Raw genomic sequence first — 14,298 nt, 5'->3', positions numbered from 1 at the left:
ATGACCGCTAGGAAGTCGGGTTTCATTGTGGGCGCCGTTGCGGGCGCGGGCGTCGCCGCCGCAGCTCTGGCCGGTGTGGGCATGCGCATGGGCACGGCGGGCGCCGCCGAGGCGCAGCAACCCGTCCGCGTGGCCATGGCCGGAACGCCGGCCTTTGCGCCGCCGCCCGGCGCGCCGATGTCCTTCGCCGACATCTTCGAGAAGGTCTCTCCCGCGGTCGTCCAGATCAACGTGACGTCCAAGGCCAGCCAGCCGACCCTGCGCATTCCGGGTCTGGAAGGCTTCGACATCGTGCCGCGCGGCCGCAAGCCGGGCCAGGGCCAGGGCCAGGAAGACGGTGAGGGCGAGGCGCCCACCGGGCCGAAGCAGCAGTCGGCCGGTTCGGGCTTCCTGATCTCGGCGGATGGCTACATCGTCACCAACAACCACGTCGTGGCCGAGGCTGACGACATCCAGGTGGTGCTGAAGGACGGCCGTGAGCTGAAGGCCACCCTGGTCGGCCGCGACGAAGGCACCGACCTTGCCGTGGTCAAGGTGGTCGATCCCAAGGCCAAGGGCTCGGACTTCCCCTATGTGAACTTCGAGAACCAGGCCAAGCCGCGCGTCGGCGACTGGGTCATCACCATCGGCAACCCGTTCGGCCTGGGCGGCACCGCCACGGCCGGCATCATCTCGGCCTACAACCGCGACCTGGGCGACAACACCTCGTCGTTCGTCAACTACATCCAGATCGACGCGCCGATTAACCGCGGCAACTCGGGCGGCCCCAGCTTCGACATCTACGGCCGGGTGATCGGCGTCAACAGCGCCATCTACTCGCCGTCGGGCGGCTCGGTCGGCATCGGCTTCGCCATTCCGGCCGACATCGCCGAAGCCACCGTCAAGCAGCTGATCTCGGGCGGCAAGGTCGTGCGCGGTTATATCGGCGTGACCATTCAGGACTTCAGCGCCGAGATGGCCGAAGCCCAGGGCATCCCGAACGTGAAGGGCGCCATCGTCGCCGAGCTGGTCCCGGGTGGCCCTGGCGCCAAGGCCGGCCTGCTGCCGGACGACATCCTGACGGCGGTCAACGGCCAGGCCGTGACCAACCGCTCGGAACTGACCCGCGAAGTGGCCAAGGCCCGTCCGGGTGAGAACATCCGCATGTCGGTCCTGCGCGACGGCAAGCCGCGCACCATCGACGTCAAGTCGGGCACCCGTCCGGCCGAAGGCCAGCTGGGCCTGGCCGACGACGACCAGGACAAGGACGGCGGCGCCGCGCCGACCCCGGACAAGCCGGCCAGCCAGAGCATCGCCGCCCTGGGCCTGAGCCTGGGTCCGATCGATGCGGCCTCGCGCCAGACCTACAAGATCGACAGCGAGGTCAAAGGCCTGCTGATCACGGCGGTCAAGGGCGACAGCGACGCCGGCGAGAAGGGCCTGGCCAAGGGCGACGTCCTGTCGTCGATCAACGGCTCGGCGGTCAACACCACGGCCGAGGTCAACGCCGCGGTGGCTTCCGCCAAGAAGGCCGGCCGCACCAGCGTTCTGGTCAAGGTGATCCGCCAGAACCGTCCGGTCTTCGTGCCGCTGAAGATCGCTCCGTAAGGCGGTTTCAGCGCTAGACGATTGAGCCCCGCTCCGGTCCGCCGGAGCGGGGCTTTTTCGTATCTGTCCAAGGTTTAAGTTACGGCGGTCGTCGAAACGGCTATCAACCGTTCCGACAGTCGCGCGGCGGCCAGAATCGAGGGAACGTTGATCGTTCCGCTGTTTCTGTCCCAGCGCATGAGGGGCTCGCTGATGCGTATACTGATTATCGAGGACGACCTGGAAGCCGCCGCCGCCATGGCGCACGGCCTGAAGGAAGCTGGCTACGAGGTCGAGCATGCGCCGGATGGCGAAGCGGGCCTGGGCGTTGCGCAGAAGGGCGGCTTCGACGTGCTGATCGTCGACCGCATGATGCCCAAGATGGACGGCGTCCAGGTGGTCGAGACCCTGCGCCGCGAGGGCGACCAGACGCCGGTGCTGTTCCTGTCGGCCCTGGGCGAGGTGGGCGACCGCGTCACCGGCCTGCGCGCCGGCGCCGACGACTACCTGGTCAAGCCGTACGCCTTCCCCGAGCTGATGGCCCGGGTCGAGGCCCTGTCGCGCCGCCGCGAGACCGGCGCCGTGGCCACGACCCTGAAGGTCGGCGAGCTCGAGATGAACCTGATCAACCGGACGGTCCATCGCCAGGGCAAGGAGATCGACCTGCAGCCGCGCGAATTCCAGCTGCTGGAGTTCATGATGCGCCACGCCGGCCAGTCGGTGACCCGCACCATGCTGCTGGAGAAGGTCTGGGAATACCACTTCGACCCGCAGACCAACGTCATCGACGTGCACATCTCGCGCCTGCGTTCGAAGATCGACAAGGGCTTCGACCGGGCCATGCTGCAGACCGTGCGCGGCGCGGGCTACCGGCTCGATCCGTAGGCGGCGCGGCTGGGAGATCGCTGGGGGGCGTGGTAGGATCAGACCATGAACAAGCCGGCGAAACCTCAGGCTGACGACGTCGACGATCTGTCGGACATCCATGGTCCCATGCCGACCGATGCGGAATGGGATGCGTGGGCTGAACAGAACCGCGATGAGATCAACGAGTCTCTCAGGCGCGCGCGCCAGGAGTTCGCTGAGGGCAAGAGCGTGGCCTGGGATCCCGAAGCGATCATGGACGAGGTCCGCGAGCAACTGCGCAGGGAAGGCCGATAGCGTCTGTATGGCGGGGGCCAGGGTCGAATTCAGCGCCGAAGCGCGAGCAGACGTCGTCCGGCTGACCCTCTGGATCAGCCTCGATCGCATCCTCGACGGCCGCCAGAACATCGCCGCCCTGCTGGGCAAGAAGATTTAGAACACCCCATGCGTCTGCCGCGTCTTCTCCGCACCACGCCGTTTCGGCTGACCCTGCTGTTCCTGGCCTTGTTCGCCGCAGCGGCCAGCGCCTTTCTGGGCTACATCTACGTGGCCACGGCCGGCGAGGTGAACCGTCGCGCCCAGGCCGAGATCAGCCGCGAGTTCGAGAGCCTGGAGGCGACCTATCGCCAGGGCGGCGTCGACGCCCTGAACCAGACCATCGTCGAGCGGGCCATCGGCGAGCGGCCGTTCCTGTATTTCCTGGCCGACAAGACTGGCAAGCGGATCTCCGGCTCGATCGAGGAGTCCCCCGTCGGCGACTTCAACGGCGACGGGCCGCAGTGGGCCAGCTTCAAGGTCACCGAGACCGACCTGGACGGGGCCGAGGTCAAGGCCGCCGCGCGCGGGGTGCAGCAGCGGCTGGAGAAGGGCGAGATCCTGTTCGTCGGGGCCGATGTCGACGCCTCCGAAGCCTATGTCCGCAAGATTGTCCGCGCGCTGTGGGGGGCGGGGGCCCTGGTCATCCTGCTGGGCTTGGCCGGCGGCGTCCTGATCAGCCGCAATGTCAGCCGCTCGATGCAGGGCCTGGTGGACGTGGTCAACGACGTGCGGGCGGGCGACCTGCACGCCCGCGCCCGGGTCCGCGGCACGCGCGACGAATATGACGAGTTGGCCGAGGGCCTGAACGACATGCTCGACCGGATCGAGCGCCTGATGGGCGGCCTGCGCCATGCCGGCGACGCCATCGCCCACGACCTGCGCTCGCCCCTGACCCGCCTGCGCGCCCGCATGGAAGTCGCCCTGATCGACGCCGAGAACGGCAAGGGCGATCCCGTGGCCGCGTTGGAGACAGCGTTGATGGACGCCGACGGGGTGCTGAAGACCTTCAACGCCGTGCTGGCCATCGCCCGCCTGCAGGCCGCCGGCTCGGCCCCCGACCAGCGCCTGTTCGACGCCTCGGAACTGGCCGGCGATATGGCCGAACTCTACGAGCTGTCGTGCGAGGACAAGGGTCTGGACTTCAAGGCCGAGATCGTCCCGGCCCTGAACATCAAGGGCAACCGCGAGTTCCTGGCCCAGGCCCTGGCCAACATCCTGGACAACGCCATCAAGTACACGCCGGAAGGCGGGGCGATCATGCTGCGCGCCCGGCGCACCTCGTCGGGCGAGCTGGAGTTCTCGGTCACCGACACCGGCCCCGGCGTGCCCGAAGCTGACCGCCCGCGCGTCGTCCAGCGCTTCGTGCGCCTGGAAAACAGCCGCAGCGAACCGGGCGCGGGTCTGGGTCTGTCGCTGGTCAGCGCCGTCGCCGTCTCGCATGGCGGCCGTCTGGAGCTGGCCGAGGGGCCGGGCGAATACAACGGCTCGGGGCCGGGCCTGCGCGTGGCGCTGCTGCTCCCGCGGGTCGAATAGATCACGTCATCAAAGGGGAAACGCATGGACCGCCGCCAGTTCCTGACCGCTTCCCTGCTGGCGCTGACGCCCGGCGTCGCCCTGGCCCAGACCGCGTCGCCCCCGCCGCCGTTCCCGCCCGTCGACGCCCGCAGCGTCTGGCTGGTCGGCGACGCTGCGCCGCCCGATCCGGTCAAGTCCGCCGCCCGCCTGGCGCAGCTGGTCCAGCAGGGCAAGCCGCGCGACAGCTATCTGGCCGGCGGCGCGGTCGCCGAACTGGAGAAGCGGTTCGCCACGATGCTGGGCAAGGAGGACTGCGCCTTCCTGCCGACCGGTACCCTGGCTAACCACGTCGCCGTGCGCATCCTGGCCGGAGAGGCCACGCGGGTCATCGTCCAGCACGAAAGCCACCTCTATCGCGACGAGAGCGACGCGGTCCCGCTGCTGTCGGGCCTGAACCTCGTCAATCTGGCGCCCGGCCGCGCCGGTCCGACGCTGGACGAGATCAAGGCCGCCGTCGATGAGGCCGAGAACGGTCCCTATCCGCTGAAGATCGGCGCGATCTCGCTAGAGAGCCCGGTGCGCCGGGCGGGCGGCGAGATGCTGGCCCCGCCCAGCTATGACATCGCCGGGACCGCCGCCCTGTTCGATACGGTCTATGTCTCGCTCTACAAATACCTGGACGCGCCGTTCGGGGCGGTGCTGGCAGGCAGCAAGGCCGACATCGCCAAGGCCCGCGCCCTGCGCCATCAGTTCGGCGGCACGATCTATCAGGCCTGGCCGGCCGCGGTGCTGGCCCTGGCGGCGCTGGACGACTTCCAGGCTCGGCAGAAGGCCGCCTTCGCCGCCGCCGACCAGCTGTTCGCGGCGCTGGACAAGGCCGGCGCCGCCAAGCTGAAGGCCGCGCCCAACGCCTCGAACATCCGCCACATCACCCTGAACCCGAAGCTGGCCGACGGGGTCTTCGACCGCATGCGCGTCGCCGGCGTGCGGCTGCTGAAACCGCAGAAGGACGGGACGACCGAGGTGTGGATCAACGACACCCTGACCCGCCGACCGGTCGACGAGTACGTGAAGCTGTTCCTGGGCTGATCGGGGCTGAGGGCCTCTACCGCCCGGCCCAGGTGATCAGCGCCATGTAGCTGGGCGTGGTCGCCGCGAAGCTTTGGGTCAGGTCGCGGGCGTCGGGACCGCGCGGGGCGATGCTCCAGACCGTGCCCATCGCCGCCACCGCCAGGAAGGTCGTCGTCAGAAAGCCGGCGACGTCGCGCGTCAGGCTGGGCTCGCGCTTGTTCAGCAGCGACACCCGCAGGATCAGCGGATGGGTGGCCCAGCCGCAGGCCAGGGGCGAGGTGGCGACGGTCAGTTGGGCCTTCATCAGCGCCTTGGCGTAGTCGGCGCGGATGCCGGGGCGCAGGGCAACGACCGTGGCGTCGCAGGCCAGTTCCTGATCGATGCGGACCAGGCGCAGGCCAAGAGCGATCATCGGGTTGCACCAGCCCAGCACGCCGACGGCGGCGAAGGCCAGGTTGGCGATCGGGTCGCCGCGATTGATGTGGGTGCGCTCGTGCAGCTGGATCATCTCGCGCTCGCGGGCGTCGAAGCGCTGGGCGAAGTCGACCGGCAGCACGACCCGCGGCCACAGCGCGCCCATGACGGCGGGACCGGCGACGCCCTGCTTGACCCGGCGGCGGAACAGATGCTCGCGCAGCACCAGGACGGCGACCGCGACCACGCAGCCGGCCAGCCACAGGTCGACCAGCATCGGCGCCGAGGCGCCCAGGGGCCGCGACGGGGCGCCGATGCCCATGGTCTCGGCCAGGCTGGGGAAGAAGGCGGCGGCAGCCGCGGCGGGCACGATTCCCCACAGGCCATAGGCGCGGCGCGGCCCGAACAGGCGGCGGGCGGACGGGCGAAGGATCACGATCAGCAGCACCGCGGCGGCGGCGGCCAACTGGGCGCGGATCAAAGCGAGGGCGAAGAGCTCGATCATTGCGAATGCCGTTCCGGCCGTTTCCTCGGACAACATGGTTACAACTGTAAATTCAGCCGTCAAGCCTTCCGGTGTCGCAGGGCGCCTGGTCTTCGAGCGTCGGCGAGAAAACCTTGCGCCTCGATCCCTTGGCGGGTGACCTGGGCGCGGCGGCGCCTTCAAGTGCCCGTCCACCATCGTACAGGGAGGCGATCTTGGTCCACGGATCGGCGATTTTGGGACGGCGCGCGCTGCTGGCCGGCCTGGGCGGCTGGGGCGCAGCGGGGCTGGCCGGCTGCGCCACCGTTCCGGCCGGCAGGCCCGCGCTGTCGACGCTGCCCGCCGTCCGGGCCGAGATGGACCGCATCACCCGGGTAACGGTCTGCCTGCGTCCCTTTCGAGCGGCGGGGCCGCGGATGGATGTCGAGACTGTCGGCGACAAGACCGTGGTCCACAACTACGGCCACGGCGGCAGCGGCTGGTCGCTGTCGTGGGGCGCGGCCGAGCAGGCGACGGCGAAGGCCCTGGCCGGCGGCGCGCGGGACGTGGCGGTGATCGGCTGCGGGGCGCTGGGCCTGACGACCGCCACCGTGCTGCGCCGGGCCGGCGCCAATGTCACCATCTACGCCGCCGAGCGCCTGGAGAAGACCCGCTCGGCTCGGGCCACCGGCACCTGGTCGCCGGACTCGCGCATCGCCGCCGAAGGCCAGGCAGCGGCCGGCTTCCCCGAACTGTGGGAGGCGATGTGCCGGACCTCGTTCCGCACCTTCCAGGACTATGTCGGCCTGGCCGGTTCGCCCGTCGAATGGAGCGACCGCTACAACCTGTTAGACGAGGCCCCCGCCGCCCATGCGCCGCCCCCGCCGGGCGTTCCGCACTTCGCCAGCTATATCGACCGGGTGCGGGACATCACGCCCCGGATGGTCGAGGTCACCGGCCAGGACAATCCGTTCCCCGTGGCCCGTGCGCGCAAGGGCGCGTCGCTGCAGTTCAACGTCACCGAATACGCCCACGTACTGATGACCGACTTCCTGCTGGCTGGCGGCCGGATCGAGACCCGGGTCTTCAACGCGCCCGGCGAGCTGACCCAGCTGAAGGAGCCGGTGATCGTCAACTGCACCGGCTATGGCGCGCGGGCGTTGTGGAAGGACGACAGCGTCGTCCCGGTGCGCGGCCAGATCAGCTGGCTGATCCCCCAAGCCGAGCTGCACTACGGCTTCTATTATCGCAACGTCTCGGTGCTGCCGCGCCGTGACGGCATCGTGCTGCAGCAGGTCGGCGACAGCGAGGCCTTCGGCTACAACGACGATCGCGAGGCGCCCGACCTGGACGAGACCCGCACGGCGGTGGCGACGATCGCCGGCCTCTATGCCCGCATGGTTCCGCGCGCCGCCTGATCTTGCTCCAGCTTCGTGGCCGGGCCACGGTGCGCGGCATGACTCGTCTCGCCGATCGCCTCATCCCTTGTGGTCCCATCCTCGACGCCAAGGCTGCCGAGCGGGCGCACGAGATGATCGCCAAGCGCGCGACCGACGAGGCCATGGCGGTCGTCGACGCGGCCTGGCCGGCCCTGGCCCCGGTGTTCGGCGCCTCGCCCTATCTGGCCGGCCTGGCGCGCCGCGACGGCCAGCGTCTGCCTCGTTTGCTGGAAGGCGATCCCGAGGCGACCCTGGCCGCCATCCTGGCCGCCGCCCAGGCCGTCGCCGCCGAGCCGGACTTCGAGACCGCCCGCCGGACTCTGCGCGAGCTGAAGGCCGACCTGCACCTGGTCACCGCCCTGTGCGACCTGTCGGGCGTCTGGGACCTGGACCAGGTGACCGGCGCCCTGACCCGCTTCGCCGACGCCACCTTGCAGGCCGCCCTGGCCCAGGCCGTGCGCCAGGAGGTCGATCGCGGGGCGCTGACCCATGTCGGCCCAACTTCCGAAGAGGGGGGCGAGGGCGGTCCCGCGCCGGGCCTGTTCTGCATCGCCATGGGCAAGCACGGCGCGTTCGAGCTAAACTATTCCAGCGACATCGACTTCTCGATCTTCTACGCGCCCGAAAAGCTGCCGGTCGCGCAGGGCCACGAGCCCCAGGCTGTGGCCGTGCGGATCGCCAACCACCTGGGCCGGATCCTGCAGGAGCGCACCGGCGACGGCTATGTCTTCCGCATCGACCTGCGCCTGCGCCCCGACCCGTCCTCGACCCCGCCGGCCATGCCGGTCGATGCGGCCATGGACTACTACGAGAGCGTCGGCCAGAACTGGGAGCGCGCCGCCCACATCAAGGCCCGCATCGCCGCTGGCGACATCGCTCAAGGCCAGGCGTTCCTGGCCGAGCTGCAGCCGTTCATCTGGCGCAAGAACCTGGACTTCGCGGCCATCGCCGACATCCACTCGATCAAGCGGCAGATCCACACCTACAAGGTCGACGACCGCCTGACCGCCAAGGGTGCGGACCTGAAGCTGGGCCGGGGCGGCATCCGCGAGATCGAGTTCTTCGTCCAGACCCAGCAGCTGATCCTGGGCGGCCGCCAGCCCGACCTGCGCAGCCCCCGCACCCTGGACGCCCTCAAGGCCCTGGCCGCCGCCGGCCACGTCACCGACGAGGACGCCGCCTGGCTGACGCAGGCCTACAAGGATCTGCGGGCGCTGGAACACCGGGCCCAGATGATCGCCGACGACCAGACCCACAAGCTTCCGGAGTCTGACAACGACCGCAAGAAGGTCGCCGCCCTGTGGGGCCAGGACAATCTGCGCAGCTTCGACGCCGCCGTCGGCAAGATCCTGAAGGGCGTCAACCAGCGCTATGGCCGCCTGTTCGCTGGCGAGGAGGAGCTGTCCTCGCGCTTCGGCAGTCTGGTGTTCACCGGCGTCGAGGACGATCCCGAGACCCTGGCCACCCTCAAGCGGATGGGCTTTTCCAGCCCCGAACGCGTGGCCGCCACCATCCGCGGCTGGCACCACGGCCACATCGCCGCCACCCGCACCGAGCGCGGCCGCGAGCTGTTCACCCGCCTGGCGCCGCGCCTGCTGGACGCGGCCAACGCCACCGGCGCGCCGGACCAGGCCTTCAACCGCTTCGCCGACTTCTTCGCGACCCTCAGCTCGGGCGTGCAGATCCAGTCGCTGTTCCTGGCCCAACCGCGCCTGTTCGAGCTGATCGTCGAGGTCATGGCCTTCGCGCCGCGCCTGGCCCAGACCATGGCCAAGCGGCCCACGGCCCTGGACGCCCTGCTGGACCCCAGCTTCTTCGGGCCCATCGAGACGCCCACCGTCGCCCCGTGGGATCCGACGGACTTCGAGGGCGCGATGGACGCGGCGCGGCGGCTCTTCCGCGACCAGAGCTTCCGCATCGGCGTGCGGGTGATGAGCGGCAGCGCCGACGCCCGCGACATCGGCCGGGCCTTTGCCGAGCTGGGTGACCTGATCGTCGGCGGCCTGGCCCCGGCGGCCCTCTCCGAGACCGAACGCCTGGGCGGGGCCTTCCCGGGCCATGTCGCGGTGGTCGCGCTGGGCAAGGCCGGCTCGCGCGAGATGACCGCCAAGTCAGACCTTGATCTGATGACCGTATATGTCGCCGACGATCCGACGGCGATGTCGGACGGCAAGAGCTGGAGCGCCGAGGTGTTCTACGCCCGCTTCACCCAACGGCTGATCTCGGCCCTGTCGGCGCCGACCTCGGAGGGGACCCTCTACGAGGTCGACATGAAGCTGCGGCCGTCCGGGGCCAAGGGGCCGGTGGCGGTCAGCTTCGGCGCGTTCGGCGAGTACTACGAGCGCGAGGCCGAGACCTGGGAGTTCCTGGCCCTGACCCGCGCCCGGGTGATCTGGGCCAGCTCGCCGCACTTCAAGGTCCGCGCCGAGGGGGCGATCGAGGCGGCCCTGCGCCGTCCGCGCGACCGCGCCGTCACGGCCAAGGACGTCGTCGAGATGCGCCAGCTGATGGAAGACGAGCGCCCCGGCAAGGGCGACTGGGACCTGAAGCTGGACCCCGGCGGCCTGGTCGATATCGAGTTCGCTGCCCAGTTCCTGCAGCTGGCCCATGCGGCCGACGGCGGCCCCCTGGCCCAGAACACCGGCGAGGCCCTGGCCGCCTTCCGCGCGGCGGGCCTGGCCGACGACGGCGCGCTAGCGCGGCTGGAAGCGGCCTGGCGGCTGGAGCAGGACCTTTCCCAGCTGATCAAGGTGGCCCTGGAGGATGGCCTGGACGTCGAGGCCGAGCCCAAGGCCTTCAAGACCCTGCTGGCCCGCGCCGGCGGCGTCGCCCAGTTCAAGTCGCTGAAGCCCAAACTGGCCAAGGCCAAGACCGAGGCGCGCGCGGCCTATGCGGCGATCGTGAAAGCTTAGGAAAGGCGCGACGGAATCAGGGGCTCTACGCGTTCAAGGTCACAGGGACGATCTCGCTGGAGACCTTTGACCGATGTTCGTACGTACTTTGATCGCCACCGGCGCGCTGCTGGCCATGGCTGCTCCGGCCCTGGCGCAGACTTCGGAGAAACCGCAGGGCATGACCCTGCAGCAGTTCCAGGCCTCGAACGGCGACAAGATGTTCGCCCGCCTGGACGCCAACAAGGACGGCAAGATCTCGCGCGAAGAGTTCGAGGCCTATCGCGCGCAGAACGCCAAGGTGGACGCCGCGGCGACCAAGGCCGGCAAGCGGGGCGAGCGGATGTTCGCGCGCTTCGACGCCGACAAGGACGGCTTCCTGTCGCGCACCGAGGCCGACGCCGTGCTGGCCTGGCGCTACAAGCGCATGGACGCCAACAATGACGGCATCCTGACGCTGGAGGAATTGCAGGCCAAGTCGGGCAAGGCCAAGGTCGGGATCTGAATGACGGCGTGCGCGGCGGATTGACGATTGGCCACCGACGGGAACGATCCCGACGAAGCCTTGCTGGCGGGGGTGGGACGAGGCGAGGCCTCGGCCGTTCGCACCCTGCTGGACCGTCGTCTGCCGCGCATTCTCGCCCTGTCCCGGCGGCTGCTGAACGATCCCGGCGAGGCCGAGGACGTGGCCCAGGAGACCTTCCTGCGGGCCTGGAAACAGGCGCGCGGTTGGAAGCCGGGGCAGGCGCGGTTCGACACCTGGCTGCACCGGGTGGCGCTGAACCTCTGCTACGACCGGCTGCGACGGCGGCGCGAGGTTGTGACCGACCAACCGCCCGAGCAGGTCGATCCCGGTCCGCCGCCGGACGCGGGCCTGCTGGCCGCCGACCTGAGTCAGCGGGTCGAGGCGGCGCTGGCGGCTTTGCCGGAGCGGCAGCGCGAGGCGATCGTGCTGTGCCATCACCAGGGCCTGGGCAATATCGAGGCCGCCGCCTTGATGGGGGTGACGGTCGAGGCGCTGGAGGGGCTGCTGGGGCGGGGACGGCGAGCCCTGAAGGTTTCGCTGGCCGACTTGCGGGGGGAGGACTGAGACGATGATGACATTCGAACGCTTCGAGAACCTGGCCGCCGCCTATGGCGGCGAGATCGCCCGCTGGCCCGAGGATCAGCGCGAGGCCGCCCGCGCCCTGCTGGCCGCCGAACCCGCGCGCCTGTCGCCGGTGCTATTGGAGGCGGCCGGCCTGGATCGCCTGCTGGACCTGGCCCCCGCCCAGCGCCCCGACGCCGCCCTGCTGGGCCGCTTGATCGCCGCCGCGCCGTCGCCGGCCAATACCGCTCGCCGCTGGATCGCGGGCCTGGGCGCGGCCCTGGGCTTGTCGGCCGCCGCCTTCGCCGGGGTCAGCGTCGGGGTGATGATCGGTGGGCAGGTCCAGCCCGCGCCGGCCGCCGTCGCCCAGGCCGACACCGTCACCGCCGTCGACTTTACCGCCGACCTGCAGGACGCCCTCGAGGAGCCTGCCGCCCTATGAGCCTGTCGCGCCCGCTGCTGGTCGGCCTGATCGTCTCGGCGGCCCTCAATGTGTTCCTGATCGGCGGCGTGGCCGGGATGGCCTATGTTCGTCTGGCCGAGAAGCCGGTCGCCGCGCCGGCCCCGCCCGCCCAGCCGGCGACGGTCTATGTTTCACCGCCGGCCGCCGCGCCTTCGGCGCCGGTCGAGCGTCCCCCCGTCGTCATCCGCCAACCGCCGCAAGCCCAGCCCGAACGCGCGCCCCGCGCCCCGCTGTGGCGAGCCGGCGACCAGCTGTCGCCCGAGAGCCGGAAGGCGCTGCGCCAAGCCCTGCGCGGGGCCAATCAGAAGAACCAGCCGATCACCCGTCAGGCCCGGGCCGAGCGCCAAGCGGCGCTGGCGGCCATGCGCGCGCCGGGCTTCGATCCGGCCGAGGTCAGCCGCCGCCTGGCCAGCGCCCGATCGCTGGACAGCCAGGCGCGGGCCAATGTCGAGAGCGCCCTGGCCGCCTATGCCGCCACCCTGTCACCGGACGAGCGGACGGTGCTGGCCCAGGGCCTGGCCAAGGTCTATGCGCCCCGCCGCAATCTTGCCGAACAGCAGGCGGAGAACTGAGCCATGCTGATCCGTCACGCGCCCGACCTGACCGACAACGACGTCACCGACCAGGGTCTCTACCTGCAGCGACGAACCTTGATGGCGGGGCTGGCGGGCGTGGGCCTGGCGGGTTTCGCTGGACGGGCGAACGCGGCGCTGAACTACACCAAGGGCTTTTCGACCACCGAGAAGCCGACGCCGCGCAAGGACGTCACCAGCTACAACAACTTCTATGAGTTCGGCGTCGACAAGGGCGATCCGGCCGAGAAGTCCGGGCGCTTCAAGCCGCGTCCGTGGACGGTGCGGATCGAGGGTGCCTGCGAGGCTCCGCGCACGGTCGGCATCGAGGATCTGATCTCCGGAAGCAAGCTCGAGGAGCGCATCTACCGCATGCGCTGTGTCGAGGGCTGGTCGATGGTCATCCCGTGGGTCGGCTTCCCGCTGAAGGACCTGCTGGCCTCGGTCAAGCCGACCTCCAAGGCCAAGTACGTGGCGTTCGAGACCGTGCAGCGACCGTCCGAAATGCCGGGCCAGGGCTGGAACACGCTGGACTGGCCCTATGTCGAAGGCCTGCGCATCGACGAGGCCATGCACCCGCTGACCCTGATGGCCGTGGGCCTCTATGGCGACGTGCTGCCCAACCAGAACGGCGCGCCGCTGCGGCTGGTCGTGCCGTGGAAATATGGCTTCAAGGGCGGCAAGTCGATCGTGCGCATCACTCTGACCGACCGCCAGCCGGCCACGGCCTGGAACAAGCTGGCCCCGCGTGAGTACGGCTTCTACGCCAACGTCAATCCGGCCGTGGACCATCCGCGCTGGTCGCAGGCCACCGAGCGGCGCCTGGGCGAGTTCCGCCGCCGCGAAACCCTGGCCTTCAACGGCTATGGCGAGTGGGTGGCAGACCTCTATCGTGGGATGGACCTGAAGCGGTTCTACTGATGGCGCGGCCTTCGAAGACCCAGGACAACCTGGTCTATGCCGGCGTCTGGCTGGCCTGTTTCGCGCCGCTGCTGTGGCTGGCGTGGCGCGGCTTTTCCGGCGACCTCGGGGCCAATCCGATCGAGACCCTGATCCGCCAGCTGGGCGTCTGGGGCTTGCGCCTGCTGCTGGTGGGCCTGGCCATCACGCCGGCGGCGCGGCTGCTGAAAAAGCCTCGGCTGGTGTGCTTTCGACGGACGATCGGCCTGTTCGCCTTCGCCTACATCGCCCTGCATCTGTGCAGCTATATCGGCGTGGATCTGTTCTTCGACTGGGGCCAGCTGTGGAAGGACATTCTCAAGCGGCCCTTCATCACCCTTGGGATGGCCGGCTTCCTGCTGCTGATCCCGCTGGCGGTGACCTCGACCAACGGCTGGGTGATCCGCATGGGCCGGGCGGCGTGGCAGCGGCTGCATCGGCTGGTCTATGTCGTCGTCGCCCTGGGCGTGGCCCACTACTACCTGCTGGTGAAGGCCGATCACCGCCCGCCGCTGGTCTATGGGGCGGTGTTCCTGCTGCTGATGGGGTGGCGGGTTTGGGAGGCGCGGAAGAAGATGCTCCCCCGCATGGCGGGGGAGCTGTCGCAGAGCGACTGAGGGGGCTAATGCGGCGATCGTCCAGCTGGCCCCCTCCGGCCCTCTGGGCCACCTCCCCCGCATCGCGGGGGAGGATCTA

At 69.9% G+C, this 14,298-nt stretch carries 15 protein-coding genes; 14 read left to right on the top strand and 1 reads right to left on the bottom strand.

Annotated features, from left to right (window positions below):
* From ABDW31_RS00175 to ABDW31_RS00150, 6 genes are all read left to right on the top strand, one after another.
* Positions 1-1,587 (top strand): Do family serine endopeptidase, encoded by a 1,587-nt coding sequence (locus ABDW31_RS00175; RefSeq protein WP_184717199.1) that lies wholly within the window; start codon positions 1-3, stop codon positions 1,585-1,587.
* A gap of 192 nt (positions 1,588-1,779) precedes the next feature.
* Positions 1,780-2,451, top strand: a complete 672-nt coding sequence (gene uczR, locus ABDW31_RS00170) for a two-component system response regulator UczR (RefSeq protein ID WP_184717201.1) — start codon at positions 1,780-1,782, stop codon at positions 2,449-2,451.
* A 45-nt stretch (positions 2,452-2,496) separates the two neighbouring features.
* The gene (locus ABDW31_RS00165; protein WP_184717203.1) at positions 2,497-2,727 is read left to right on the top strand and encodes a hypothetical protein; all 231 of its coding nucleotides are present in this window, start codon (positions 2,497-2,499) and stop codon (positions 2,725-2,727) included.
* 7 nt (positions 2,728-2,734) lie between these two features.
* On the top strand, positions 2,735-2,866 hold the full coding sequence (locus tag ABDW31_RS00160; protein WP_343698216.1) for a hypothetical protein: 132 nt from the start codon (positions 2,735-2,737) through the stop codon (positions 2,864-2,866).
* Between the two features lie 8 nt (positions 2,867-2,874).
* Complete coding sequence (gene uczS / locus ABDW31_RS00155; protein ID WP_184717205.1) at positions 2,875-4,281, top strand: two-component system sensor histidine kinase UczS; 1,407 nt, start codon at positions 2,875-2,877, stop codon at positions 4,279-4,281.
* A gap of 24 nt (positions 4,282-4,305) precedes the next feature.
* The gene (locus ABDW31_RS00150; RefSeq protein ID WP_184717207.1) at positions 4,306-5,352 is read left to right on the top strand and encodes a beta-eliminating lyase-related protein; all 1,047 of its coding nucleotides are present in this window, start codon (positions 4,306-4,308) and stop codon (positions 5,350-5,352) included.
* Positions 5,353-5,368: 16 nt separating this feature from the next.
* On the opposite strand, the gene ABDW31_RS00145 is transcribed toward ABDW31_RS00150, so the two are convergent.
* Positions 5,369-6,253: a M56 family metallopeptidase gene (locus tag ABDW31_RS00145; protein WP_184717209.1), complete on the bottom strand. Its 885-nt coding sequence runs from the start codon at positions 6,251-6,253 to the stop codon at positions 5,369-5,371.
* A gap of 194 nt (positions 6,254-6,447) precedes the next feature.
* On the opposite strand from ABDW31_RS00145, the gene ABDW31_RS00140 reads away from it, so the two are divergent.
* The 8 genes from ABDW31_RS00140 (at position 6,448) to msrQ (ending at position 14,219) form a co-directional block, all read left to right on the top strand.
* Positions 6,448-7,629: an FAD-dependent oxidoreductase gene (locus ABDW31_RS00140; protein WP_343698215.1), complete on the top strand. Its 1,182-nt coding sequence runs from the start codon at positions 6,448-6,450 to the stop codon at positions 7,627-7,629.
* Between the two features lie 38 nt (positions 7,630-7,667).
* Positions 7,668-10,562 (top strand): bifunctional [glutamine synthetase] adenylyltransferase/[glutamine synthetase]-adenylyl-L-tyrosine phosphorylase, encoded by a 2,895-nt coding sequence (locus ABDW31_RS00135; protein ID WP_184717211.1) that lies wholly within the window; start codon positions 7,668-7,670, stop codon positions 10,560-10,562.
* Positions 10,563-10,635: 73 nt separating this feature from the next.
* A complete protein-coding gene (locus ABDW31_RS00130) occupies positions 10,636-11,046 on the top strand; it encodes an EF-hand domain-containing protein (RefSeq protein WP_184717213.1) in 411 nt (136 codons plus the stop codon).
* Positions 11,047-11,073: 27 nt separating this feature from the next.
* Positions 11,074-11,631, top strand: coding sequence for an RNA polymerase sigma factor (locus ABDW31_RS00125; RefSeq protein WP_184717215.1), 558 nt, complete (start codon positions 11,074-11,076; stop codon positions 11,629-11,631).
* Between the two features lie 4 nt (positions 11,632-11,635).
* On the top strand, positions 11,636-12,070 hold the full coding sequence (locus ABDW31_RS00120; RefSeq protein WP_184717217.1) for a hypothetical protein: 435 nt from the start codon (positions 11,636-11,638) through the stop codon (positions 12,068-12,070).
* Positions 12,067-12,663, top strand: coding sequence for a periplasmic heavy metal sensor (locus tag ABDW31_RS00115; protein ID WP_184717219.1), 597 nt, complete (start codon positions 12,067-12,069; stop codon positions 12,661-12,663). The genes ABDW31_RS00120 and ABDW31_RS00115 overlap by 4 nt, the downstream gene beginning before the upstream one ends.
* Before the next feature lie 3 nt (positions 12,664-12,666).
* Positions 12,667-13,584, top strand: coding sequence for a protein-methionine-sulfoxide reductase catalytic subunit MsrP (msrP, locus tag ABDW31_RS00110; RefSeq protein WP_184717221.1), 918 nt, complete (start codon positions 12,667-12,669; stop codon positions 13,582-13,584).
* Positions 13,584-14,219 (top strand): protein-methionine-sulfoxide reductase heme-binding subunit MsrQ, encoded by a 636-nt coding sequence (gene msrQ / locus ABDW31_RS00105; RefSeq protein WP_184717223.1) that lies wholly within the window; start codon positions 13,584-13,586, stop codon positions 14,217-14,219. Before msrP ends, msrQ begins: the two co-directional genes overlap by 1 nt.
* Positions 14,220-14,298 lie beyond the last annotated feature (79 nt).

The organism is Caulobacter sp., assembly GCF_039596335.1.
In the GTDB taxonomy this organism is placed as follows: Bacteria; Pseudomonadota; Alphaproteobacteria; order Caulobacterales; family Caulobacteraceae; genus Caulobacter.
Note: the sequence above shows the minus strand (reverse complement) of the source record. Positions and strands in the feature narration are given on the sequence as shown.

What these genes read in the sequence shown, in the direction of transcription:
- ABDW31_RS00175 (WP_184717199.1), top strand. Translation starts at nt 1, where the DNA reads ATGACCGCTAGGAAGTCGGGTTTCATTGTGGGCGCCGTTGCGGGCGCG.
- uczR (WP_184717201.1), top strand. Translation starts at nt 1,780, where the DNA reads ATGCGTATACTGATTATCGAGGACGACCTGGAAGCCGCCGCCGCCATG.
- ABDW31_RS00165 (WP_184717203.1), top strand. Translation starts at nt 2,497, where the DNA reads ATGAACAAGCCGGCGAAACCTCAGGCTGACGACGTCGACGATCTGTCG.
- ABDW31_RS00160 (WP_343698216.1), top strand. Translation starts at nt 2,735, where the DNA reads ATGGCGGGGGCCAGGGTCGAATTCAGCGCCGAAGCGCGAGCAGACGTC.
- uczS (WP_184717205.1), top strand. Translation starts at nt 2,875, where the DNA reads ATGCGTCTGCCGCGTCTTCTCCGCACCACGCCGTTTCGGCTGACCCTG.
- ABDW31_RS00150 (WP_184717207.1), top strand. Translation starts at nt 4,306, where the DNA reads ATGGACCGCCGCCAGTTCCTGACCGCTTCCCTGCTGGCGCTGACGCCC.
- ABDW31_RS00145 (WP_184717209.1), bottom strand. Translation starts at nt 6,253, where the DNA reads ATGATCGAGCTCTTCGCCCTCGCTTTGATCCGCGCCCAGTTGGCCGCC.
- ABDW31_RS00135 (WP_184717211.1), top strand. Translation starts at nt 7,668, where the DNA reads ATGACTCGTCTCGCCGATCGCCTCATCCCTTGTGGTCCCATCCTCGAC.
- ABDW31_RS00130 (WP_184717213.1), top strand. Translation starts at nt 10,636, where the DNA reads ATGTTCGTACGTACTTTGATCGCCACCGGCGCGCTGCTGGCCATGGCT.
- ABDW31_RS00120 (WP_184717217.1), top strand. Translation starts at nt 11,636, where the DNA reads ATGATGACATTCGAACGCTTCGAGAACCTGGCCGCCGCCTATGGCGGC.
- ABDW31_RS00115 (WP_184717219.1), top strand. Translation starts at nt 12,067, where the DNA reads ATGAGCCTGTCGCGCCCGCTGCTGGTCGGCCTGATCGTCTCGGCGGCC.
- msrP (WP_184717221.1), top strand. Translation starts at nt 12,667, where the DNA reads ATGCTGATCCGTCACGCGCCCGACCTGACCGACAACGACGTCACCGAC.
- msrQ (WP_184717223.1), top strand. Translation starts at nt 13,584, where the DNA reads ATGGCGCGGCCTTCGAAGACCCAGGACAACCTGGTCTATGCCGGCGTC.